The 23,063-nt window shown below is 36.6% G+C and carries 25 protein-coding genes and 1 pseudogene; 3 read left to right on the forward strand and 23 right to left on the reverse strand.

Annotated elements, in window-relative coordinates; translation table 11 throughout:
• Positions 1-261: 261 nt before the first annotated feature.
• The 13 genes from STRINF_RS03005 to STRINF_RS03065 form a co-directional block, all read right to left on the reverse strand.
• Entirely contained in the window at positions 262-1,020 is a 759-nt protein-coding gene (locus STRINF_RS03005; RefSeq protein ID WP_006531547.1) for a DivIVA domain-containing protein, read from the reverse strand.
• Positions 1,021-1,030: 10 nt separating this feature from the next.
• Positions 1,031-1,816 carry a YlmH family RNA-binding protein gene (locus STRINF_RS03010; protein ID WP_006531548.1) on the reverse strand — a complete coding sequence of 262 codons (786 nt, stop codon included), beginning with the start codon at positions 1,814-1,816 and terminating at the stop codon, positions 1,031-1,033.
• Entirely contained in the window at positions 1,813-2,070 is a 258-nt protein-coding gene (locus tag STRINF_RS03015) for a YggT family protein (RefSeq protein WP_006531549.1), read from the reverse strand. Before STRINF_RS03015 ends, STRINF_RS03010 begins: the two co-directional genes overlap by 4 nt.
• Positions 2,071-2,073: 3 nt before the next feature.
• Positions 2,074-2,685 (reverse strand): cell division protein SepF, encoded by a 612-nt coding sequence (locus STRINF_RS03020; RefSeq protein ID WP_006531550.1) that lies wholly within the window; start codon positions 2,683-2,685, stop codon positions 2,074-2,076.
• Between the two features lie 12 nt (positions 2,686-2,697).
• Positions 2,698-3,372, reverse strand: a complete 675-nt coding sequence (locus tag STRINF_RS03025) for a YggS family pyridoxal phosphate-dependent enzyme (RefSeq protein ID WP_006531551.1) — start codon at positions 3,370-3,372, stop codon at positions 2,698-2,700.
• Positions 3,372-4,697 carry a cell division protein FtsZ gene (gene ftsZ / locus STRINF_RS03030; RefSeq protein WP_006531552.1) on the reverse strand — a complete coding sequence of 442 codons (1,326 nt, stop codon included), beginning with the start codon at positions 4,695-4,697 and terminating at the stop codon, positions 3,372-3,374. The genes STRINF_RS03025 and ftsZ overlap by 1 nt, the downstream gene beginning before the upstream one ends.
• Positions 4,698-4,716: 19 nt before the next feature.
• The gene (gene ftsA, locus STRINF_RS03035; protein WP_006531553.1) at positions 4,717-6,090 is read right to left on the reverse strand and encodes a cell division protein FtsA; all 1,374 of its coding nucleotides are present in this window, start codon (positions 6,088-6,090) and stop codon (positions 4,717-4,719) included.
• A gap of 343 nt (positions 6,091-6,433) precedes the next feature.
• Positions 6,434-6,619 (reverse strand): competence regulator inhibitor paratox, encoded by a 186-nt coding sequence (locus STRINF_RS03040; RefSeq protein WP_006531554.1) that lies wholly within the window; start codon positions 6,617-6,619, stop codon positions 6,434-6,436.
• 318 nt (positions 6,620-6,937) lie between these two features.
• Entirely contained in the window at positions 6,938-7,903 is a 966-nt protein-coding gene (locus tag STRINF_RS03045; protein WP_006531555.1) for an IS3 family transposase, read from the reverse strand.
• Positions 7,900-8,577, reverse strand: coding sequence for a helix-turn-helix domain-containing protein (locus STRINF_RS03050; RefSeq protein ID WP_006531556.1), 678 nt, complete (start codon positions 8,575-8,577; stop codon positions 7,900-7,902). Before STRINF_RS03050 ends, STRINF_RS03045 begins: the two co-directional genes overlap by 4 nt.
• A 183-nt stretch (positions 8,578-8,760) precedes the next feature.
• Positions 8,761-9,087 (reverse strand): hypothetical protein, encoded by a 327-nt coding sequence (locus STRINF_RS03055; RefSeq protein WP_006531557.1) that lies wholly within the window; start codon positions 9,085-9,087, stop codon positions 8,761-8,763.
• 673 nt (positions 9,088-9,760) lie between these two features.
• Positions 9,761-9,964, reverse strand: a complete 204-nt coding sequence (locus STRINF_RS03060; RefSeq protein WP_006531558.1) for a cold-shock protein — start codon at positions 9,962-9,964, stop codon at positions 9,761-9,763.
• Between the two features lie 688 nt (positions 9,965-10,652).
• Entirely contained in the window at positions 10,653-11,060 is a 408-nt protein-coding gene (locus STRINF_RS03065; RefSeq protein WP_006531559.1) for a hypothetical protein, read from the reverse strand.
• A gap of 149 nt (positions 11,061-11,209) precedes the next feature.
• Between STRINF_RS03065 and STRINF_RS10450 the strand changes: the two are divergent.
• Positions 11,210-11,326, forward strand: a pseudogene (locus STRINF_RS10450) (IS30 family transposase); the annotation flags it as partial.
• A 21-nt stretch (positions 11,327-11,347) separates the two neighbouring features.
• Here STRINF_RS10450 and STRINF_RS03070 read toward each other — a convergent pair.
• The 10 genes from STRINF_RS03070 to STRINF_RS03115 form a co-directional block, all read right to left on the reverse strand.
• Positions 11,348-12,583: a cell division protein FtsQ/DivIB gene (locus STRINF_RS03070; RefSeq protein WP_006531560.1), complete on the reverse strand. Its 1,236-nt coding sequence runs from the start codon at positions 12,581-12,583 to the stop codon at positions 11,348-11,350.
• Positions 12,584-13,660: a UDP-N-acetylglucosamine--N-acetylmuramyl-(pentapeptide) pyrophosphoryl-undecaprenol N-acetylglucosamine transferase gene (locus STRINF_RS03075; RefSeq protein ID WP_006531561.1), complete on the reverse strand. Its 1,077-nt coding sequence runs from the start codon at positions 13,658-13,660 to the stop codon at positions 12,584-12,586.
• 2 nt (positions 13,661-13,662) lie between these two features.
• Positions 13,663-15,018 carry a UDP-N-acetylmuramoyl-L-alanine--D-glutamate ligase gene (gene murD, locus STRINF_RS03080; RefSeq protein WP_006531562.1) on the reverse strand — a complete coding sequence of 452 codons (1,356 nt, stop codon included), beginning with the start codon at positions 15,016-15,018 and terminating at the stop codon, positions 13,663-13,665.
• Positions 15,019-15,160: 142 nt separating this feature from the next.
• Positions 15,161-15,433 (reverse strand): DUF3165 family protein, encoded by a 273-nt coding sequence (locus tag STRINF_RS03085; protein ID WP_014334409.1) that lies wholly within the window; start codon positions 15,431-15,433, stop codon positions 15,161-15,163.
• An 89-nt stretch (positions 15,434-15,522) separates the two neighbouring features.
• Positions 15,523-17,367 carry a translational GTPase TypA gene (gene typA, locus STRINF_RS03090; RefSeq protein WP_006531564.1) on the reverse strand — a complete coding sequence of 615 codons (1,845 nt, stop codon included), beginning with the start codon at positions 17,365-17,367 and terminating at the stop codon, positions 15,523-15,525.
• A gap of 174 nt (positions 17,368-17,541) precedes the next feature.
• On the reverse strand, positions 17,542-18,489 hold the full coding sequence (locus STRINF_RS03095; RefSeq protein ID WP_006531565.1) for a hypothetical protein: 948 nt from the start codon (positions 18,487-18,489) through the stop codon (positions 17,542-17,544).
• A 104-nt stretch (positions 18,490-18,593) separates the two neighbouring features.
• Positions 18,594-18,974 (reverse strand): rhodanese-like domain-containing protein, encoded by a 381-nt coding sequence (locus STRINF_RS03100; protein ID WP_006531566.1) that lies wholly within the window; start codon positions 18,972-18,974, stop codon positions 18,594-18,596.
• A gap of 13 nt (positions 18,975-18,987) precedes the next feature.
• The gene (locus tag STRINF_RS03105) at positions 18,988-19,956 is read right to left on the reverse strand and encodes an ROK family glucokinase (RefSeq protein WP_006531567.1); all 969 of its coding nucleotides are present in this window, start codon (positions 19,954-19,956) and stop codon (positions 18,988-18,990) included.
• Entirely contained in the window at positions 19,949-20,158 is a 210-nt protein-coding gene (locus STRINF_RS03110; RefSeq protein WP_006531568.1) for a YqgQ family protein, read from the reverse strand. The genes STRINF_RS03105 and STRINF_RS03110 overlap by 8 nt, the downstream gene beginning before the upstream one ends.
• Positions 20,159-20,291: 133 nt before the next feature.
• Positions 20,292-20,816: a Dps family protein gene (locus STRINF_RS03115; RefSeq protein ID WP_006531569.1), complete on the reverse strand. Its 525-nt coding sequence runs from the start codon at positions 20,814-20,816 to the stop codon at positions 20,292-20,294.
• 138 nt (positions 20,817-20,954) lie between these two features.
• On the opposite strand from STRINF_RS03115, the gene STRINF_RS03120 reads away from it, so the two are divergent.
• On the forward strand, positions 20,955-21,599 hold the full coding sequence (locus STRINF_RS03120) for a prepilin peptidase (protein WP_006531570.1): 645 nt from the start codon (positions 20,955-20,957) through the stop codon (positions 21,597-21,599).
• A gap of 93 nt (positions 21,600-21,692) precedes the next feature.
• Positions 21,693-23,039 carry an Nramp family divalent metal transporter gene (locus STRINF_RS03125; protein WP_006531571.1) on the forward strand — a complete coding sequence of 449 codons (1,347 nt, stop codon included), beginning with the start codon at positions 21,693-21,695 and terminating at the stop codon, positions 23,037-23,039.
• Positions 23,040-23,063: the final 24 nt, after the last annotated feature.

The following is a 23,063-nucleotide window of genomic DNA, read 5'->3' on the forward strand; positions in this document are numbered from 1 at the left end:
CATTTTTTAGTGGTAAAACAAAACGAGCCTTCGTCTCAGTAAGGACGAAAGCTCGTGGTACCACCTTAGTTTAGAAATTTAGCTACACTAAAAATAGGGTAGAAAACTAAATTTCCCTCTTTAACCCGTAAGGTGAGTTTCTCCCTTTTATCTTACTTCATTCAGATAAAATCTTAGAAAAGGATAACTGATATCCCAGTGATTGCAGACCTCGCACCATCGTCCACTCGCTGTTAATATAGCATATCAATCGCATTTTTCTTATTCTTCAATATTTAATTTAAATGTTTGTGTTTCGTTAAGATTGATGTCATCAGCATCATCAATAACAGGAAGTTTTTGTGTTTCTTCAAGGTGTTTGTTTCCTTCTTCTACACGACGTTGCAATTCTTCCATTTCTTCTGGAGTAAACTGACGTGTAGCATCCATTGACAATTCATCATCAGCTTCAGGCATTTCTTCTTCCAAAACTTTCTCAACAACTTCGCGGAAAGCTGCATCAGAATTTTGAAGGTAAACAGCAGTTGGTTGCAACAATTCTGTCCATTCTGGTGAATTTGTCAAACCAAGTTGACCTTCGATAGCGGCAACCAAACGTTGGTGGAAGACACGAGTTTGACGTTTCAAATCTTCTGTTTCAACCGCAACACGTTTAGCTTCATCAGTTGCATCGCGCAAGATTTGGTTTGCTTTTGATTTTGCTTCATCAATCAAATGTTGTGCATCGTAGTTAGCTTTGCTAACAAGGTTAGCAGCTTCATCATTAGCTGATGTTTTAACTTTTTCAGCAGTTTCTTGAGCAAGAATAACAGATTGGCTCAAAGATTCTTTCATCTCATCGAAGTAAGCAAGTTTGTCTTCCAAATCTTTGATTCTGTTTTCTTGTTCATGATTGCGACGAACCAAGTCTTCGTAGTCATCTACAACGATATCAAGAAATTCATTAACTTCTTCTTCGTCGTATCCACGAAATTTTACTTTAAATGTTTTATCTTTAATATCAAGTGCTGTAAGTGCCATCGATTTCTCCTTATTTATGTATCATCTTATCTACGGTCAATTTGTATTTTCCATTCTTCGTAAGCCCATTTTCACTTAAGATAGAAAACCGACCAAATCCTCTAACACTAATCAAATCTCCAAATTGAAGCATTTCTGAAGGTCTATCAAGCGTCTGATAATTAACCTTTACCTTTTCAGCACTGATCAACTGAATAGCTTGACTTCTAGAAAGCTTCAAAACTGTTGCCAGAACTTTATCCAAACGCATACTTGAAACCATGATATCTAGTTGATGAGATTCTTTTTCTCCCTTAATTAACTGGTCAAGCGAAATCTCTTTTAGGCTTACACTTGCTTTTGCAATCTTAGTAACATTAACTCGAAAATAATCAACCATACTTTTCGTAACTAATAACTGTGCGTAGCCTTGCTCAACTAAAATATCTCCAATAATCGTTCGCTTAACTCCAAGCTTGTGAAGCAAAGTTCCCATTATTTGAGCGTGAGTTAATTGATTAAACTTCGAATTATAATTCACTTCTAGCAGTGCTAACTCGAAATCTTCCAAATTTAGCTCATAGTAATCAGGTGCAACTAGTATACGTGCGTACTCTGCAGGATAATAATCACTCGAAATAAAGTAGCGCAAGCCTCGATTCCCAAGAATACTTTTAGCAATATCAACTTGGCGAGGATTTAGAAAATCTGTTAATGAATAAGCGTATGTCTCTTCTACCCTCTGAGCGATGTCATCCATTTTTTCAATGAAATCATACTCTTCAGGTCGAAAATGTTGGTAAATTTCTTTTTTCATCGAACTAATAACATAATAAGAAAGCGACTCAAGAGATTTAAGGCAATAACCGCGGCCCAGATCGTAAAGTCCAATCCCATAAATTGAAGATTTAAGCGTTGAAAAGGTTTAATTACTGGCTCAACAATTTGAACCAGTAAACGACCAAATCCAGTGTTATACGCACCTGGAAACCAAGATAGGAGCGCATACGCAATTAGCAGATAAGAGTAAAATTGAATGGTTTTTAATAGTACAATTAATACAAAAATCATATATTAACGTCTCTTCATGTCAAAGTCGAAGCCAACATCTTGTCCCGCATTTGGAATTGGAAGTTCTTCGAGATTGACGATAACATTTGATGGTGTCAACAAATACATTGAACTGCCAACTTTTTGAAGACTACCATAAAGAACTTTACTTGCACCATCAATAAAATCAAGACAACGACGTGCTTGAGCATCAAGCATATATTGAAAATCAATCAAAACACATTCGTTAACAATCAACAAATCAACAATTTCTTGAGCATCCTCATATTTACGAGGGTATTTCAAGGCAATTGTTGTAGTCGTTTGATTGTTTCGAACTTGCAATTGTTCTTCACGACGTTGATTCAATGAATGAACGTGCGGATTTTCATCAACTGCACGTTTTTGTTGAAGTTGCACACGTTGACGAACAGCCCCTCCAACAGCTTGAGCTTGTTGAGCACGTGCTGATGAGAATTGCTGTTCTGCGCGTCGAGGTGCTTGCTGTGGCTTAGCCTCAACTTGTTGTTGAACACGAGGTTGTCTAACCTCATCTTCAACAGTTTCTTCAACATCACTTACCTCATCAGTATCGAAATAAGAGATTAGTTTGTCAAATTTATCTTTAAAAGCCATGTTTTTCTCCCGTTATTTAAAGAATGATGAACCAATTCTGACAAAAGTTGCCCCATTGCGAATAGCAATTGGGAAATCACCACTCATCCCCATACTTAATTCGGTAAACGGCATATGAGCTAATTGTCGTGCCTGCAACTCTTGTCTAAGTTTGTCGGCTTTTCCAAAAATGTCGTCAATTTCACTTTCAGAAGCATTCTTAGGCGCCATCGTCATCAATCCTACAATTTCCACTTTATCAAAGTCAGAGATTTCAGCTAAAGCTTCATCAATTTCTGAAACTTTAAAGCCGTGTTTACTCTCTTCCTCGGAAATATTAACCTGTAGGAAGCATTTAATGGGATGCTCTGCTCTTTTCTGGATTTCAGCAGCTAATTTAACAGAATCTAAAGCGTGAAAATAATCAACGTAATTAATGACATTTTTTACTTTACGACGCTGTAGAGTACCGATTAGGTGCCATGTTAAATTTTTATCTTTTAACGCTTCATACTTATCCAGAAACATATCGACCCTATTTTCACCAATATGTTCAATACCTGTGTCAATAAGACGAGCAGCAACACCACTATCAACATACTTCGTCACAGCAATAATCTTGACACTTTCTTGTGAACGATTGGCTGCTTTTGTTGCTTGCGCAACCTGTTCAAAAACAAGGTCTTTATTTTTTTGAAAATCGGTCATTAACGATTTTTGAAGAATGGTGGTGTTTCAAGTTCATCATCAGCATCGTCATTAGCTGTAAACGTTGACATGGTCAATTTGCTATCAAGTTCACCTTCTGTTGGACGAGCGATGTTATCGCGACGAAGGTCCCAATTTCCAAATGAATTATCTTTTTGTTGTGATTGATTTGCTGTTGGTTGTTGTGGAGCTGGCATTGCATGGTTTTCGCTCATATCATAGTCAAAGTTTGAACGACGTTCAAAAGCGGCTTGACCAGGTTGTTGAGCACGTTCTGAAGCGTATTGCGCACCAGCTGCTTGTTGTGCGTTGTTTTGAGCAAATGAACGAGTTGCTTGTGGACGGAATCCAGCGACTTGTTCTGCACGGTCTTGGTGAACACCTGTAGCTACAACAGTTACACGGATTTCATCTTTCATAGTATCATCAATAGATGTACCAAGCCAGATGTTAACACCTTTACCAGCTGCTTGACTGATGATTTCAGAAGCTTCTTCTGCTTCAGTAAGAGTCATGTCAAGACCACCAGTTACGTTAACGATAACATCTTCAGCACCATCGATTGTTGTTTCAAGAAGTGGAGAGAAGATAGCTTTACGAGCTGCTTCAGTGATACGTTCTTCACCAGAACCGATACCGATACCCATAAGAGCGTTACCTTTGTTAGCCATAACTGTTTTAACATCGGCAAAGTCAAGGTTGATAAGACCTGGATTTGTAATCAAATCAGTAATACCTTGAACACCTTGACGAAGCACGTTATCTGCTTCTTTAAGAGCTTCAAGAAGTGGAGTTTTCTTATCAACGATTTCAAGAAGGTTGTTATTTGAAATGATAAGCAATGTATCAACTTGTTCACGAAGTTCTTGGATACCTTCTGCAGCGAAGTTACCACGTTTGTTACCTTCAAAACCAAATGGTCGTGTTACAACTGCAACTGTAAGAGCTCCAAGGCTTTTAGCGATACGTGCGATAACTGGTGCAGCACCTGTACCAGATCCACCACCCATACCGGCAGTGATGAAGACCATATCAGCACCTGTAAGAGCTTCAGTCAATACTTCTTCGCTTTCTTCAGCGGCTTTACGACCAACCTCAGGTTGTCCTCCAGCACCGAGTCCACGAGTCAACTTAGGGCCTAACTGAATAACAGTTTCAGCTTTTGAAGAGCTCAATGCTTGGATATCAGTGTTTGCTGCGATAAATTCAACACCAGCAACACCTTCATCAATCATACGGTTGATAGCGTTACCTCCGCCACCACCGACACCAATAACTTTAATAACTGCACCTTGTACTGATGCTGTGTCAAATGAAAATGCCATTTTTATTCCTCACTTATTATTAGTCAAACATACTTCCGAAAATACCACGAACACGTTCACTAAATTTTGATTTTGGTTCTTCATGTCTTTGTACAGGCTGAACTGGAGCTGGCTGTGGTACCATGTTTTCATTAACTGGTACAACAGGTTCGTTATTATAAACCACTCGTTGTTGTGCTTGTGCTTGTGGCTGTGGTTCGAAATCAACTGGTTTACGACGAAGTAATTCTTCACCAGATACCGCACGTTGAGCAATAACATCAACTTCGCTCATTGTCCCAACGTATTCAACTAAGCTAATAACATTGGCAAACATTGGGTTGCGGATACCAACTTGAGTTGGAACGTGTAGTTTGACAGTTGTTCCAAAAATTTCTTGAGCAACTTCTACCACACCTGGCATAATTGCCCCACCACCAACAAGAATAATTCCTCCAGGTAGGTCAAGTAGACGTCCACGTTCTAGATCTTGTTTAACACGATCTAAAATGTGGCGAACTCGTGCAGAAATGATTTCTGATAAGTATCGTTCACTTACTGAAATTGGAGATTCACTACCAACAACATCTACTTGAACAGTTTCTGAAGAGCTTGCTTCTTCTAAGTTTGCTTGCCCAAAGTTAAATTTAAGGGCTTCAGCAATCTCCATAGAAGTTTTCAAGACTTTAGAAATGTCTTTAGTGACATACTCGCCACCTTCTGCATAGATGTTTGTATATTGCAATTCTTGTGCTCGCATAGAAGCAACGGTTGTTTGACCGCCACCCATATCAATCACAGTAGCACCAAATTCACGTTCACCTTCGTTAAGAACTGATTTTGCCAAAGCAAGTGGTGAAATAATAACATTTTCAACACTGATACCAGCTCGTTCTACTGTTTTACGAAGGTTATGAAGGATTGTTGTTGGTCCAGTATAAATTAAACCACGCATTTCTAAACGAATTCCCATCATGCCACGTGGGTCACGAATACCTTGGAAACCATCAACGATAAATTCTTCTGGAATCAAAGAGATAACTTCACGTTCTGGAGTGATGCTCTTAGTCAATGCTGATTTAACAACGCTATCAACATCTTCATCTTTTATTTCTTTTGATTCACTTGGAACTGGAATCATACCTTGAGTTGGTTCGATTTGAAGAAGATTAGCTGGAAGACCAACATTAATCTTATCGATTGTCATTCCAGCTTTTTCTTCTGCTTGTTCAATCGCTGTTTTGATTGCTTCTGCAGCTGCTTCAATATCTATAATAATACCATCTTTTACTCCCGTGCTGGGAACGTTACTCACACCAATCACGTTCATTTCGCCAGAAACAAATTCTGCTACTAGAACTTTAATCGAGCTTGTCCCTATATCTAATCCTGTAAAAAAGCCATTTCTAGCCATTCACTCGACCTCACTATCTTTCCAATCATTTACTATTCTAAAATCTGCATAAAATCAGAATTATTCAGAAAATATTATATCATAAAAAAACGTAAAATGTTATCATTTTACGTTTTTTGTTATAGAAATTTATCTACATATTAACATTGTAAAAAACGTTACAGTATAAAACACATACTAATATTTATAGGCAGAATATATTAATTACGATAAAATACACGTAACAAAAAACGTAACAAATTTATGAGTTCAGCAGGCAGGAAAAAAGCACCTTAACGGGTGCTTTTATGATATAGTGAAAATGTTCGTGCTGTTTTTTGAGGTTTTTGAGGTTCTTTTTTTGTTACCATTCTGTTAGCTCTTCCAAAACGTCTGCTACTCGTTCAGTAGTAACTACCTCATAGGGGTTTACTGGCTCATTAGGTAAAACATAATCAAATACTATCCCATTCTTTCTCGCAATTTGAACAGTATCACCTTTTATAAAGCCTCTATCGATTGCCTTTTTTAGTTCATCATAATATAACATAACGATAACTCCTTTACTTATTTATTCGTAAAAGAAACAGAAAAAGTACTAATTTTTACTACATTCAGCGCCTTATATTAATCATTTCAATAACCGCACGTGTATGACTAACATAAGCCATTATGTTATAATATTAGTATACTTAGATAGATATATTGTGATTTTCTTCCGTGGTTTATTCCACGGTTTTTATTTAGATAAAAAACACCCTTAATCTTGGCGGATTGATATGCCCCCTGTCAAGTAGATAGGTTAAATATCTAAAAAAGTGTCTGTTTTTGATGGTCAGTCGTACAAAATAAATGTACGGCTGTTTTTTTATGCAGACCACTTAGACTTGTACTTTTCAATTTTGTTATTCTTAGCGATTGGGTATGACAAAGGATGTTCTGATGATAAGGCAACGTTTCTTACTTCTAGAGGCGTTTTACAGTCATACCTACTTTGTGGACGCTCTTGACAGTAAAATCGGATATAGTCTTTGATGGCATATCGGAGGGAGGCCTCATCTGAAATCTCATACATCTGATACATTTCCGATTTTATAATTCCCCAAAAACCTTCTATTGGTCCGTTATCAATACAATGGCCTACTCTTGACATGGATTGAATCATATCAGTATCTTTCAGCTTTTTTTGAAAGTTCTTATTGGTATATTGGAACCCTCTATCGCTGTGAAATATAGGCTTCGCTGCGGGATTCTTTTCAATGGCTTTGTCAAATGTTTTGAAGACTAGCCGATTGTCATTTCGGCCACTTATGACAAAAGCAATAGGATAGCGGTCATATAAATCAAGTATGGCACTAAGATAGAGTTTCTTATGGGAGTTAGGAATCTTAAACTCTGTAACATCTGTTACCCATTTTTTGTTCGGAGCAGTTGTATAGAAGTTTCTTGCCAACTTATTTTCTGCAGTTTCTTCAGGTTTAACAGTCTTGTATTTTTTCTTTTTCTTACGGATAACGGCGTGAATATCGAGCTTTTTCATAATTCGGTGAATTCTCTTTTTTGAATAGTTCGTATGATTGAAATGATTGATCCAATCGGTCATTCTTCGGTATCCCAAGATATGTGAAAAACGTTCGTCATATTCTTTAATTAACTCCGCAATTTCGCTGTTTAATTGTTCTTGTTCTGGAACTATTCTATGTTTCCATTTATAAAATGCAGACCTCGTAATGCCGAGCTGATGACACATCCAGCTAATGCCCCAACCTTTATTGGTGTTGAAGTCTTCAATCGCTAAGTATTTTGATTCGTGGCGCTGTTTGCCTAGCCTCACATCCTTCCGAATTCTTTCACTTTTTTTAAGAGTTCAACAGCCATATCCTTTTCTTCTAACTGACGTTTTAAGCGCACATTTTCTCTTCGTAAACGTTCTAATTCATCAACCTCATCATCTAGTTTGTGATGACCCCTTTTGTCAACTAAACCTTCTTCACCATCACTGTCATACTTTTTCACCCACGAATACACTTGGCTATAAGAAACATCATAAAGTGACGCCGTTTCCTTATAATTGCGATTGTGTTCAATACAATAGTTGACAATCTCTTTGCGTTCATCAATAGTGGTTTTACGTCTTGCTTTTGCCATATAGACCTCCCGTTTTGGATTGTAATCCTTAAGTTCTATATTGGCATTATACATCCTAATCCACTTTCTTAAAAGTCCTGAAGAAATATCATACTGATGACCTAAATCAATAGATGAAGCCTCACCACTAATACATTTTTCTACAAGTTCCATTTTAAATTCTTTTGAATAGGAACGGTTTTTTGTTTTCTTTGTAAATCCTAAAATCCCATATTTTTTATAGATGGCAGCCCAATCTTGAATCGTTCTTGTGGAAATATGGAGACAATTACATATCTCAGATCTGGAACTATTACCATTAATATAATCGAGACAAGCTTGTTCTTTCTCGTATGGGGTGAATCTTTCTCTTCTAGACATAAAAATACCTCTTAAGTAGATTTTAGGTATTTACCTTGTCTACTTAAGAGGTATCATATCAGATAGGGTGCTTTTCTTATGCCTAGAATGCTATTCTAAACATTCTCCTTGTTGTTGACTACATTGTAGCATGAACTAACTTTTATTGCCAAAGAAACACGCTTAAACCATAGGGGGTAACTGTTAAAGGGTTTTTTTATGTACTTTGTATAAATACACTCTAGAATATCCCAAATTATCGGCTACCTTATCCCAATTATAGCCATTGTAGCAGCGTTCTATAAGCACTTTACGCTGTAACTCATTATCTAGGCTATTAATTAAAGCCATAGTGTTTTTTTGGTCTTGCTTAAGCTCTGCTATTTGTTGTAATACCTCATTATGTCCTAACTCTTCTAACAGTCTAGGAAAGTTTTTGAACGTTTCTCTATCACGTTTTATCATGTTTTCTAAGCTTTTAATCAATAAAATAGTCACCCTTAGGTTTTTAAGTTTATCTTTGATATTCATATTTCTATTATACTATTGTGAACAATTTTGATATAATAAAAGTAAGTTTTCTATGTGAATGTTCCTGCTTATACGGGCAGGCTTTTTTATTTAAAATGATTTAATAAAGTCATAACGAATTCATACCACAAAAACTTGCGTGAGTGCTTACAGGTTCGCCCTGTGGGCTTTTTTAATGCAATAAAAAAAGACGGCTATCAATAGATAACCGCCTATGGGTGTTTGATTACTTTAATAATTGGAAAATGGAGAAACACCCACGTCTCAAGTATACCAAAAAGCAATATCAGTAGCAATTTAAAAGCTGAACAGATAGAAAGTTAACTGGTAAACAAAATACAATCAAAATAAGGCTTTTCAAGGTTACATGACACCCTTTAAAAATCTCAAAAAATGGTCTGCGGTGTAAGAAAACACCTTGTGGTGGCTCTTCTTGGTACGAGATAGAGGGACGGGTCATTTTAAAACGTCTCGAATATAATTATATTCCCGAGTATTAAAACGCCATACACACGCTTTTAGGAGGGTTCTCGGACGTGCTGAATATTTTAAAAAGGGAAAAGCACGCGCAAAAGACGGTGGCGTTGTTATACCCGAATGTTACAGTCCCCTGATAAAAATTTAAGGGTATTTCCAAATAAAAAGAAGCTATCAAAATAGCTCCCCTTAAACGTTAAGAAATTTTAATAATATTGACTGCTTGAAGTCCGCGTTCTCCTTGTTCAACGTCAAACTGAACTTTCTGACCGTCCTCTAAAGATTTAAAACCATTAGATTTAATTTGAGAAAAGTGTGCGAACACATCAGCCCCATTTTCTTGAGAGATAAAGCCAAAACCTTTATCCGTATTAAACCATTTTACTGTACCTTGTACCATTGAGTTACCTCTTTTTTATATAAATTTGTAAAAATATTCAAGAGGAAAAACAAAAGATACCACTTATTACTTAAACTCTCAATCTTATTTACACTTATTACTCTAACATTAAAGTCACTATAAGTCAAGACTAAACTCTCATTTACCAAATTATAGAGAACTATTGAGTGATATATTTTAAATTTGCTTAGCTAATTCTTGGAGTGCTTTTCGTTTTAAAAGGGTTTTAAGGTTTTTGTTAGCCAAATAGCGAAAAAACGCAAAAGAAATTTAAGTTAATTCTTATACCCCTATATACCCTATTACTATATATATTTATTTTTTTATTAAAAATATTACTATTTTACTACCATGAGCATGTAACCCCTTGATAAATAAGGAATTAGGGCGGTAGTATACTTGGTAGTAAAGGTAGTAAAAGCGCTATTTTTGGTAGTAAAAATTATTGTTTAAGATATCCGTCTGTTCTCCGCTCGCTACCAAGGGGTATTTTTTTACCCCCGACCGCATTCTTTACCCCGAGATAAATCCAATATTATCAAGGGTTTAGTTAGTCTTAGCGGTAAAAACGAAATAAATCGGAAAAGAAAAATAAGTAATTTCTATAACCCTATATACCCTATTACTATATATATTATTATTTATTATTAAAAATATTACCCTTTTACCTCTGACTGCTTATAAAACCTTACATATCAAGAGTTTTCACGGGGGTACTTTTAGGGGTAAAGCGGTAAAAAGTGCTATTTCGGGGTATTTTTTTGCTTAAGATAACCACTGGTGTCTCGGGGGCTACCGAACATACAAACTTAACCGACTTACTTCTATACCATTGGTCTGAATTATCAAGATAAAGCTTGATTTTATTCCTAATTGTCTTCGTTTGTTCGATATCATCATCTTTAAATATTTCTTTCATAACGTCCTTGATGGTTAGGCGGTCACGTTCAACAGTTCCGACCCATTCAGCACCATTCTCACGGTCTACCTCATTTCTATATCCTACGCCATAGTTTTCCATATCTGTGTAATACTGTTTTCTTATATAGTCTTGATATTTTGGACTATAAAAATCTTCGGCGATTTTAGTAGCCAAATACCACTCAAAGCGCTCAATAACGTCATCTCGGTATTTGTGTTTCTCACGGTTTTGGGTGATAAGTTTGCCCTCTTCGCTATTTTCATGGAAAGTTCTAAAATGAAGTTAGCCACCTAAGGGTATCAAAAAACATCTCAGAGAGATATAAGGGAAGCAAAAATGCGACTCAACAACAAGTCGCATTTATTGAAAACTGGATTAACAACTATCCAAAGAAACTATTCAATTATAAATCTCCCAAAGAGTTTTTACAGGCTGGCTAATTTGAACTTGAAATTTGGCTTTTATTGTTGAGCTACTTGTTCAACTACTGCGGTTTCGTTCGGATGCTCTTCATTTGTAGCTTCTGGAGCTTGATTTTCTGCGCCTTCAGCTTCGCTTGATTCCGTTGCTGTAGCTTCCTCACTCGACTCGGTTTGAGAGTTTTCTTCGTCAGATTTAGAATCAGATTCTGATTCTTCTTTGTTTTCGTTTTTAGCCTTTTCTTTATCCACTGCAACAGATGCTTCAATGGATTCAGAAGTTGCATAAATTCCCACTTCCATATCAACAATGCTGTTTTCTGGTAAGCTATCTTTTATTTTTAAATAATATGGTAATTTCTTAGCTACTTCAGATAATGGTACACGAACAACATTTCCGTCATGCATCTCTAGTTTTAGCAAATCTGATGTAGTCGCAGAATCTGCTGAGCTGACAATTTGAATTTGATTAACCAAATCTTTGTCTAATTTTGAAAAAGCCTTAACGAGTTTTTGAATATCTTTTTCCGATGATAAATTAATCGTCAAGAAACTATCTGGCAATTCAGAAGCTCCTACAAGACCAATACGTGTCCCATTTTCAAGGATTGGCTGATAACCATCATCAGTTTGAGCATAAGCAATAATGCTGTACTCTTTAACATTAATGTTCAATTTATTTGGGAAACGGTAAGTAAACTTAGCGCTTTTAACCATTTTATTCTTACTAATAATATTTTTTTCATAAATTGAATGGCGGAAAATTAATGAAAAGAGGTAGTTTGACGTTTTAATTCCTGAATCTCTAATCACTTCTTCTTGATTAACCGTTGATGTCCCCGTAACTGTAATGATTTTCTTTTTACTAAATGGGGTTACTAAAAAGATTGAAATCAACAGAATAACTGTAGCAGTGATGATAACTGGTAGCGCATGATGAATCGCTTTTTGAAGAGGTGTTTTCTCTTTTTTGGCTTCCAGTTTTTGTAATTTTTTAGCCTCTTTGGCTTTTCTAGCTTCTTCTTTTTTAGCTTCTTTAGCCTTTTTCTTCTCTTCTGCAGTCAAAGCTTTTTCTTCGACTTTTTCAGCTTTGGTATCAGTATCTGTTGCTTTCGGCCTACGCTCTAAGCGTAATTTTTCTTGGCGTTTTTTCTTTTCCGCTTTTTCAGCTTCTTTTTTCTTTAGAAACTCAATATTACGTTTTTGCCATTCCGTCAAAGCTGATTTTTTTTCTGATTTAGCTTTTTGACTTTTTTTAGGCTCTTTCTTTTTTGTCATTTAAATTCCTTTTGCAGTCTTAGAAATATCTTGTTTAAGCAGATCATAAAATTCTTCTTGTGACTTGATTTCAGTGGAATTTTTCATTTGTGTGTGATAGCTATTTTCTTGTTCAAAAAGCTGTATTAATTCTTCTTCTAAATTTGAGAATGTTAACTTGTCTTCAGAAAGTTGGCGGGCATAACCTTTTTTCTCAAAGTATGCTGCATTTTCTAATTGATCTCCTCGACTAGCTTCTTTTCCAAGAGGCACAATCAAGTGTAATTTATTCATAGCAACCAACTCAAAAATAGTATTTGAACCACCGCGTGTCACGACTGCATCTGCCATATCCATCAAAGGCTGATAAAGATCTGTGACATAATCAACTCGATAGAGATTTTGACTCAATCCGTTTAAACTTTTATCTCCTGAAATATTGATAACATTGTAGTGCTCAACCAATTCAGGGGTATTTGTAATAAAGTCATTAAAAACACGTGCACCTGCAGAACCACCGATGAAAAGAAGTGTTTTCAATTCAGGGTTAAAGTGTGCTTTAATTTCTTCAATTTTGCTGCTATCATAAGCAACTTTGCTACCAACTTTTGTAATCGCACCAACGTGTTTTGCTTTCACCAAGCCTTTGGCTTGTTCAAAGGTTGTGTACATCGTTGTCGCAAATTTATAGGCAATTTTATTGGCTAAGCCCATTGATAAGTCAGATTCGTGCACAAAAACAGGAACTCCAAGTGTTTTTGCCGCAATGACTGGTGGGACAGATACAAAGCCACCTTTTGAGAATAAAGTTTGTGGACGAATTTTAGCAATAATTGCAATTGATTGAAGAATTCCAAATGAAACTTTGAACACATCAAGCATGTTTTGCCATGAAAAATAACGTCTTAATTTTCCTGTTGCAATAGAATGAAAGGTTACATCTAGACCTGATTTTTCAATTTGTTTGTGTTCAATTCCATGTTTGTCACCAATATAGTGAACTTCCCAACCATCTTTGATAAATTTTGGGATAAGAATCAAGTTCAAGGTAACATGGCCAACTGTACCACCACCGGTAAATACGATTTTTTTAGCCATGCTTATTCTCCTTTAATAGCTTCAAAGGTTGCGATAAATTCATCACCACGAACTTCAAAGCTCTTATACATATCCCAGCTTGCATTAGCAGGGCTCAAGAGAACAACATCACCAGCTTCAGCTTTACTGTAAGCAATACGAGCAGCATCTGCGACATCTTTAGCATCAACGTACGGAACTTGTGCTTTATCAGCTGCGCGTTTCACACGAGGAGCTGATTCTCCAAGAATAACCATCAATTTAACACCTGTAATATCTGGAACAAGTTCGTCAAATTCATTACCACGGTCAAGACCACCAGCAATCAAGATAACTTTTGAATTATCAAATCCTGAAAGAGCTTTTTGAGTTGCTAGAATATTTGTTGATTTAGAATCGTTATAGAATTTAATGCCGTTAACTTCACCAAGAGCTTGAAGACGGTGTTTAACCCCACCAAAATGTGACAAAGTTTCTTTAATAGCTTCATTTGCAATACCTGAGAGTTTTGCAATTGCGATTGTTGCCAAAGCATTTTCAACGTTGTGGTTACCAGGAACACCGATTTCAGATGCTTTCATGATAGCTTCATCTTTGAAATACAAAGTATCACCATCTAGGTAAGCACCGTCAACTTTCTCAGTTGTAGAGAATGGGATAACTTGTGCTGCTGTTTTTTGTGCTAATTCTTTTGCCAAATCTTGGTTAAAGTTAAGTACCAAATAATCTTCTGCTGTCATATTCTTTTGAATATTCCATTTTGCAGCAACATATTCTTCAAAGCCACCATGGTAGTCAATATGTGTTGGCATAAGGTTTGTAATAACAGCCATGTGTGGGTGGAAAGTATCTGTTCCCATCAATTGGAAAGAAGATAATTCCATAACCAAAGTGTCTTTATCTGTAGCAGTCTGTGCCACTTCAGAAGCAGGAAAACCAATATTTCCTGAAAGAAGACCTGATTTACCACCATTGTTCAATGTTTCAGCAATCATAGTTGTTGTTGTTGTTTTACCATTTGAACCAGTGATACCAATAATTGGGGCATCTGAAATCATGTAAGCCAACTCAACTTCTGTGATAACTGGAATATTTTTTTCGATAGCGCGAGCCACCATTGGATTATCGTAACGAATTCCTGGGTTTTTAACCATCAATTCAAAGTTTTCATCCAAAAGTTCTAGTGGATGACTACCACAGATAACTTTGATGCCTTCTTCAAGAAGAGATTGTGCAGCTGGATTTTCATCAAATGGTTTACCGTCGTTAACTGTGACGATAGCACCTAATTTTTCAAGGAGACGCGCTGCAGCTTCTCCAGATTTTGCTAAACCAAGAACTAAGACTTTTTTATTTTCAAATGTTTCAATTTTTTTCATAATATATCCATTCTAACATTGCAAATATAATAATATTCTACCTTTATTTAAGGCGTTTTTCAATCATTCTACGGCATTTAAGACAATCTTAGTGTCGCAATGTCTGATAGAGTGTTTATGACAAAAAAAGCTGAGTAAATACTCAGCTTCTTTCGCTATATTGCTCATTTTTATTTTTCTTAACAGGTAAGCGATAGACATCCCTTAGCGAGAAAAATCCCAAGGCAACCATAGCAAGTGCAAGAAAAATTTCTGGTGGTGATTGCATGATTTTAACAAAGCTCATTACTGCTAAAACAAGTAGCATTGCAACTAAGCCAACCAAACCAATCATCCCAAGAGTATTACGAATTGTTTTAGGTGCCATGAAAATATAGTATGAAATAATTAAGATTGCAATAATTAAATAAAACATTTCATGATTCCTTCCTACAATTCAAATTTATGTGTATCGTTTTCTGAGTTTATTTTAAGTTTGGAACTAAAATAGTCTAGCAGACTATTTTACTCTTCAGCTGATTTTTTCTTTTTAGCTGCTTTAGCGCGCAAGTTTTTATCAAGAATTTGTTTACGCAAACGGATTGATTCTGGTGTAACTTCCATGTATTCGTCATCGTTCAAGAATTCAAGTGATTCTTCAAGAGTCAAGATACGTGGAGTTTTGATAACAGCAGTTTGGTCTTTCGTAGCTGAACGAACGTTTGTCATTTGTTTAGCTTTAGTGATGTTAACTGTCAAGTCGTTTTCACGTGAGTTTTCACCAATGATCATACCTTCGTATACTTCAGTACCTGGGTTAACGAAGATTGTTCCGCGTTCTTCAACAGACATGATTGAGTATGTTGTTGCTTTACCAGTATCGATAGATACAAGAGCACCACGACGACGTCCACCGATTTCAGCGTTGATAACTGGCATGTATTGGTCGAATGTGTGGTTCATGATACCGTAACCGTGAGTCATTGAAAGGAACTCAGTTGGGTAACCGATAAGTCCACGAGCTGGTGCCAAGAAAACAAGACGTGTTTGACCGTTACCAGTTGATTGCATGTCAATCATTTCACCTTTACGTTCTGACAATGATTGGATAACTGAACCTTGGTATTCTTCTGGTGTATCGATTTGAACACGTTCGAATGGTTCGCACTTCACGCCATCAATTTCTTTGATGATAACTTCTGGACGTGATACTTGAAGTTCATATCCTTCACGACGCATTGTTTCGATAAGGATTGACAAGTGCAATTCACCACGACCTGATACAGTCCATTTATCTGGAGAATCAGTTGGTTCAACACGAAGTGATACGTCAGTTTGCAATTCAGCAAGCAAACGTTCTTCAACTTTACGAGACGTTACGAATTTACCTTCACGACCTGCAAATGGTGAGTTATTTACCAAAAATGTCATTTGAAGAGTTGGTTCATCAATGTGAAGGATTGGAAGTGGCTCAATGCAATCAGTTGGAGTGATTGTTTCACCAACGAAGATATCTTCCATACCTGAGATAGCAATCAAATCACCAGCTTTAGCTTCTTGGATTTCACGACGTTCAAGTCCGAAGAAACCAAACAATTTCGTAACACGGAAGTTTTTAGTTGAGCCATCAAGTTTAGAAAGAGTAACTTGGTCACCAACCTTAACAGTACCACGGAAGATACGTCCGATACCGATACGTCCAACGAAATCGTTATAATCAAGAAGTGACACTTGAAATTGAAGTGGTTCTTCTGAGTTATCAACAGGAGCTGGAATGTGGTCAATGATTGTATCAAAGACTGGAGCCATTGTGTGTTCTTGATCAGCTGGATCATCAGAAAGTGATGATGTACCGTTGATAGCTGATGCGTAAACAACTGGGAATTCTAATTGATCATCATCGGCACCAAGTTCGATGAAAAGTTCAAGAACTTCGTCAACAACTTCTGCTGGACGAGCTGATGGTTTATCAATTTTGTTAACAACAACGATTGGTGTCAAGTTTTGTTCAAGAGCTTTTTTCAACACGAAACGTGTTTGAGGCATAGTACCTTCGTAAGCATCGACAACAAGAACAACACCATCAACCATTTTCATGATACGTTCAACTTCTCCACCGAAATCCGCGTGTCCTGGTGTGTCCATGATGTTGATACGAACACCGTTGTAAGCAACTGCAGTATTTTTAGCAAGGATTGTAATTCCGCGTTCTTTTTCAAGATCGTTTGAATCCATTGCACGTTCTTGCAATTCTTTACGTTCGTCAAGTGTGTGTGATTGTTTCAACAATTCATCAACAAGGGTTGTTTTCCCATGGTCAACGTGGGCGATAATCGCCACGTTACGAATATCTTCTCTTAATTTAGTCATGATTCCTCGATTTATTTTTAATTTATTCTAACTTTTGAATTATATCATATTTCACCTAAAAAAAACATCGTTAAAAGCTGTGTAAATGTTTTCAGAAACGGATTTAGCTTCTATAGTATGTAAAAAGATGGGAACCATGTCCCATCTTTTGTAATGTTTTAACTATTTCTCATCTTACTCGACATAAGCGGTGCTGACAACGCTCCAATTGGTTGCTTCGAGTGTGCCTTGTTCAAGATAGCCGTCTGCATTAACACGATATAGGGCTAGACGTGTTTTGCTATCGCTATTTTTACGAACGCTAGCATACACTAAATTGTCATCATAAGCTTTAACATTTACGAAACAATCATCTTTTTCTGCGTCAGATAATTGATTTTGTGAAGCATAAATAGAAAGAACCCAAGCTTCCACTTGCTCAGTCGTTAAATTTTTAGTATTAATGGCATCAGCAAGAGCTGCTTGGTCGGTTGGTACTAATTTGAGATTAGTGTTTAACGAATAAGTGAATTTACTAGAGGTTGTTGTCCAGAATTGTGGATAAATATAGCCATTTTTGACATAAATTCCCGAAGCAAATTTTGGTGTTGTTTGGTAACTACCACCGATACCACCAAAAATAAGTGCCCCGATGGCTTCACTATCACTTCCATCAGCAGGATAAAAACGATAAACACCTTGCGCCACTTCTTCATAACCAGAAACACGCTCTGTAACAATATAATTAGACTGATTTTTGGTCATTGTGCCATCTTCACTGATTGTCAGAATGACTCCGTCATAATCAGCTGTTTTCCAATTCCCAACAAGCTCCGCAGGGACACCTTGTTTTATCGTTGAAGAGGTCTTGGTCTCGCTCGTGCTTGATGAACTTGATGTACTTGTTGACGTAGCCGTTGTAGATGGCGACCATTCCGCCTTATTATTGGCGGTTGTTTCGCGATTGAAAGCTGTGACGAGATACAAAATAATTAGAGCCAAGAAAACCAATGGACTGATTAAAAGAATCCTGATTAAACGACGTTTCTTGTTTTCTTGCAGCCTCTCGACATAAACATTGCGTAACGCTTCAAGTTTCTTTTTCTCATCTTCGTCTGTTACTTGGCTTAATTCCAAATCCAATTAAAAAATCTGATTTTTGAGGTATTTTGATTTCAGGGTATCCTTACTCTCATCGTTTTTTCTCTTTAAATTTTCTTTTTCAAATTCCATATTTTGGTAAATGATTAACTTTCTTTAACTTTTCCTGTCCAGTAGTCAAAGCCGTCTTTAAGGACGTAAAGATTTGTGTAACCAGCTTTTTTAAGTGTTTTTATAACACGTGGAAGAGCAGCACTTCTACTGCTGTCGTATAAAAGAACTGGTTTGTCTTTACGAATAGCTGAATATGACATTTGAATTTGACTAGCTGGGAGATTACGTGCTCCCATAATATGTTTTGTTTTAAAAGCAGCCGCTTCACGAACGTCAATTAATTGACTAGTGTGAATCATGCTTTCAAACTCCGCGTTATCAATGAATTTTGCTGCGCGACGTACACTAATGTATGTCCATGCGAACCACCCTACGATAACGACTAGAGCAATTAGAAAAACTATCCAGTTCATTTTTTGCCTCTTGTTAATCTACGAATTGACTTGCAAGACTTGCAGCACCGATGATACCTGCATCGTTACCAAGTTCAGCGATTTTCACTCTAGTTGTTTTACGAACTTGTGGGAATGCGTAAGTAACGAAGTATTTTTCAACACGGCTACGCAAGAATTCACCTGCAGCAGATACACCACCACCGATAACAACTGAATCTGGGTTCAAGATGTTTGCGATGTTTGCAGTTGCTTGTCCAAGGTAGAAACCTACTTTTTCAACAACTGAATCTGCGAAATGATCACCAGCTTCAGCAGCTACAAAGATATCTTTACTTGTTACAACATCACCATTGTCGATAGCTGCTTTAATTTTTGAATCACCTTCATATTCTTCTGCCAAGTGACGAGCCACACGAACAACACCTGTTGCTGAAGCAACTGTTTCAAGACATCCTTTATTACCACATGTACATTCGAAACCATCGACTGGTTCAACATTCATGTGACCAATTTCTCCACCAGCACCAGCAACACCGTGGATAAGGTTACCGTCAGCGATAACACCACCACCAACACCAGTTCCAAGTGTTACGAAAACAACATCAGGGTTGTTAGCACCAGCACCTGTCCAGCGTTCACCAAGTGCGGCAACGTTAGCATCGTTATCGATGGCAAATGGAATACCAAGTTCACGTTCAATAACTGAACCAACTTCTTCAGTGTGTGCCCAGTTCAAGTTGAATGCACCTGTAACAGTTTTATTTTCACGATCAACAGCACCTGGTGACCCCATACCGATACCTGCAAAATCATCTTTTGTCAAACCATAAAGATTCAAACGGTGTTTGATTGACTCAACGATGTCAGGAACGATGTGTTTACCATCTTCAAGTGTATTTGTATCGATTGCCCATTTTTCTTGAACTTCACCTTCAAGAGTTAGGATACCGAATTTAATCGTTGTTCCACCTAGGTCAATCCCTAAAAGTTTTTTAGTCATTATTTTCTTTCTCCATTTCTAAACGGTGCTCGCGACGCAAAATTAATTCTGCATTCAGGTAATCAGCCTTGTCAATCAACCCATTTTCATACAATTTCTCGAGCTCAAGTTTCATGACCTCTATATCATAAAGACGTTTACCGATATAGACAAAAATACCGAACCGTTTTAACAGTTGCTGCACGTCAAATAAAGTTTTCATACAAAGCATTTTATCAAAAATAAGACGTTTTTTCAATAGGACATGCAATCGTTTTCTTTATTTTCACGTTTTTATTTGTTTTCATGAAAAAATAGCGGACCAATCAGCCCGCTATTTGCTATTTTTTAGAAAATTATTTGATTCCAGGAGCTTGTCCACGTTGTGCTTGCAACATCCAGATTGTTTTTTCAGCATCAGCTTTTGCTGCTGTGAAAATGTCATTTGATGGAGCATCGCCTTCTTCATCAGTCACGTCTAGACCAACTTGATAAAGAGCTGAAAGATAAGTGTAAACTTCAACCAAACGAGCCAAATTTTCATCCATTGTCTTGTCAAATGAACCTTTAGTTTCTTCTAACTTGGAATTGTCATCGAATTCTTTAAGAGTTGAGTATGGTGCCCCACCGATTGTAATCAAACGTTCGCTGATTTCATCCAAGTTAGCATTAAGAGCATCCATCAATTCGTCCATTTTTGGATGAAGATATAAGAATCCTGCACCACGCATGTACCAGTGAATTTGGTGAACAATAGAAGCAGCTTTTGAAAGGTCTGCTACTGCTTGATTAAGCACAGCTTTTGTTTTAGCATTTTTTGCATTTTGTGAAATGTTATGTGTTACAGATGCATAAATTGTTTCAGTCATTGTTTGAGTCATAAGCGACCTCCTCTAAAAAATAAAATCAATGGTTTTAGGAAATATTTCCTTTTCTTTATGATTATATTTTAGAATAATTCTAAATAAGTAGCAAATAATATGCTCATAACTTTTAAAATTTTTTTCGAATAATAAGGTATGGACACTTTGTTATTCTTTTTTCTTGGAGCATCGCTTGCTTCATTTATCGGATTAGTTGTTGATCGTTTTCCGAAGGAATCTATTTTATTTCCTGCTAGTCATTGTAATACCTGTGGTAAACAACTGAGACCGCTAGACATGATTCCAGTTCTTTCTCAGGTTTTTAACCATTCTCGCTGCCATTTTTGCAAAAGTAAAATTCCTTTATGGTATAGCATTTTTGAATTTGTCTGTGGGCTCGCAACTGCTCTTTATTACCACGATATCATAGCTCCATCTAGTCTCTTTATTTTCTTCTTTAGCATGACACTTAGTTTATATGATTTAAAAAAACAGTCCTTTCCTCTATTAATCTGGTTACTACCCAGTGCTTCTTTACTCCTTTTTCTTCCTCTTAATACGGTAAGTATTATTCTTCTTTTACTTGGGATCATAGCTGAGCTCTTTGACATAAAAATCGGTAGCGGTGATTTTTTCTACCTAGCCAGTTTGAGTCTTTTTCTTGATTTGGAGAGCATTTTATGGATTGTTGAACTGGGTTCTTTGGTAGGAATTCTGTATTGCCTTTTTGATAAAAACAAACGCATTCCCTTTGTTCCTGTTCTATTTTTAGGCTATCTTTTAATTATGATTTTTAAGTGAACTTAATTTTTTTGTTAAATATAGTTAAAAATACTTTATTTTTAAAATTCTTCTGCTATAATAGACCTTAAATAAGAATTTTAGAAAAGAGGGATGCTTTTGGAAACTATTGTTACTTCTCAAAAATCACTTAGTGAGGTCAATCAAAGTATTGCGGTTCCAAAAAACGCCTCATTTTGGCAAACACTTCTATCTTTTATTGGACCAGGAGCTTTAGTAGCTGTTGGTTACATGGACCCTGGTAACTGGATTACTAGTGTTGTCGGTGGGGCTACTTATAAATATCTCCTTTTATCAGTTATACTGATATCATCTCTGATTGCGATGCAGTTACAGCAGATGGCGGGAAAATTAGGAATCGTTACAAGAAAGGATTTAGCTCAGACGACTGCTGCTCATTTACCTAAGAAACTACGTATTCTTTTATTCATTGTCATTGAATTAGCCTTGATGGCAACAGACTTAGCAGAAGTTATCGGCTCTGGGATTGCGCTCCATTTACTATTTGGATGGCCGTTGCTATTTTCCATTTTAATAACTATCTTAGATGTTTTTATTCTCTTATCCTTGATGAAGCTTGGCTTTCGTAAAATTGAAGCTCTGGTTTCAACCTTGATTGCAACGATTTTGATTATCTTCTTATATCTAGTCTTGTTATCAAAACCAAGTTTCTCAGGTATTTTACATGGCTATATTCCTCAGCCGTCTATCATAGATTTGCATCAAAGTGGTGTTAATATTAAATTGACACTTGCTTTAGGGATTATTGGTGCAACCGTAATGCCACATAATCTCTATCTTCACTCATCCATTTCACAAACACGTAAAGTTGATTATTCCAGTCAATCTTCTATTAAACAAGCGGTTCGTTTTATGACTTGGGATTCTAATATTCAACTAACAGTTGCTTTTGTGGTGAACTCACTTCTTCTTATCTTAGGAGCATCACTCTTTTATGGACACGCTAATGACATTAACGCTTTTTCACAAATGTATGATGCCCTTCAAGATCCAAATATTGCAGGAGCTGTTGCTAGTGCTGCTTTATCAACTCTCTTTGCTATTGCACTTTTAGCTAGCGGACAAAACTCTACCATCACTGGTACACTAACTGGACAAATTGTCATGGAAGGTTTCTTAAAACTGAGATTACCTCAATGGTTAATCCGACTAGTCACACGCCTAGTTGCCTTAGCTCCAGTCTTGATTATCGCACTTCTTTACGGTAGTCAAGAAAGTGTCCTTGATCAATTAATTGTTTACTCGCAAGTCTTCCTATCTCTTGCACTTCCTTTCTCTATTTTCCCTTTGGTGTATTTCACATCAAATCGCAAGATTATGGGAGACTTCGTCAATAGCAAATGGAATTCTATTTTAGGCTACTTAGTAGCAATCATTTTAACTGTCTTAAACTTAAAATTAATTATTGATTTGTTTTAAATATCATAAAAACCACTCAATCGA

It is taken from the genome of Streptococcus infantarius subsp. infantarius ATCC BAA-102 (genome assembly GCF_000154985.1).
Lineage (GTDB): Bacteria > Bacillota > Bacilli > Lactobacillales > Streptococcaceae > Streptococcus > Streptococcus infantarius.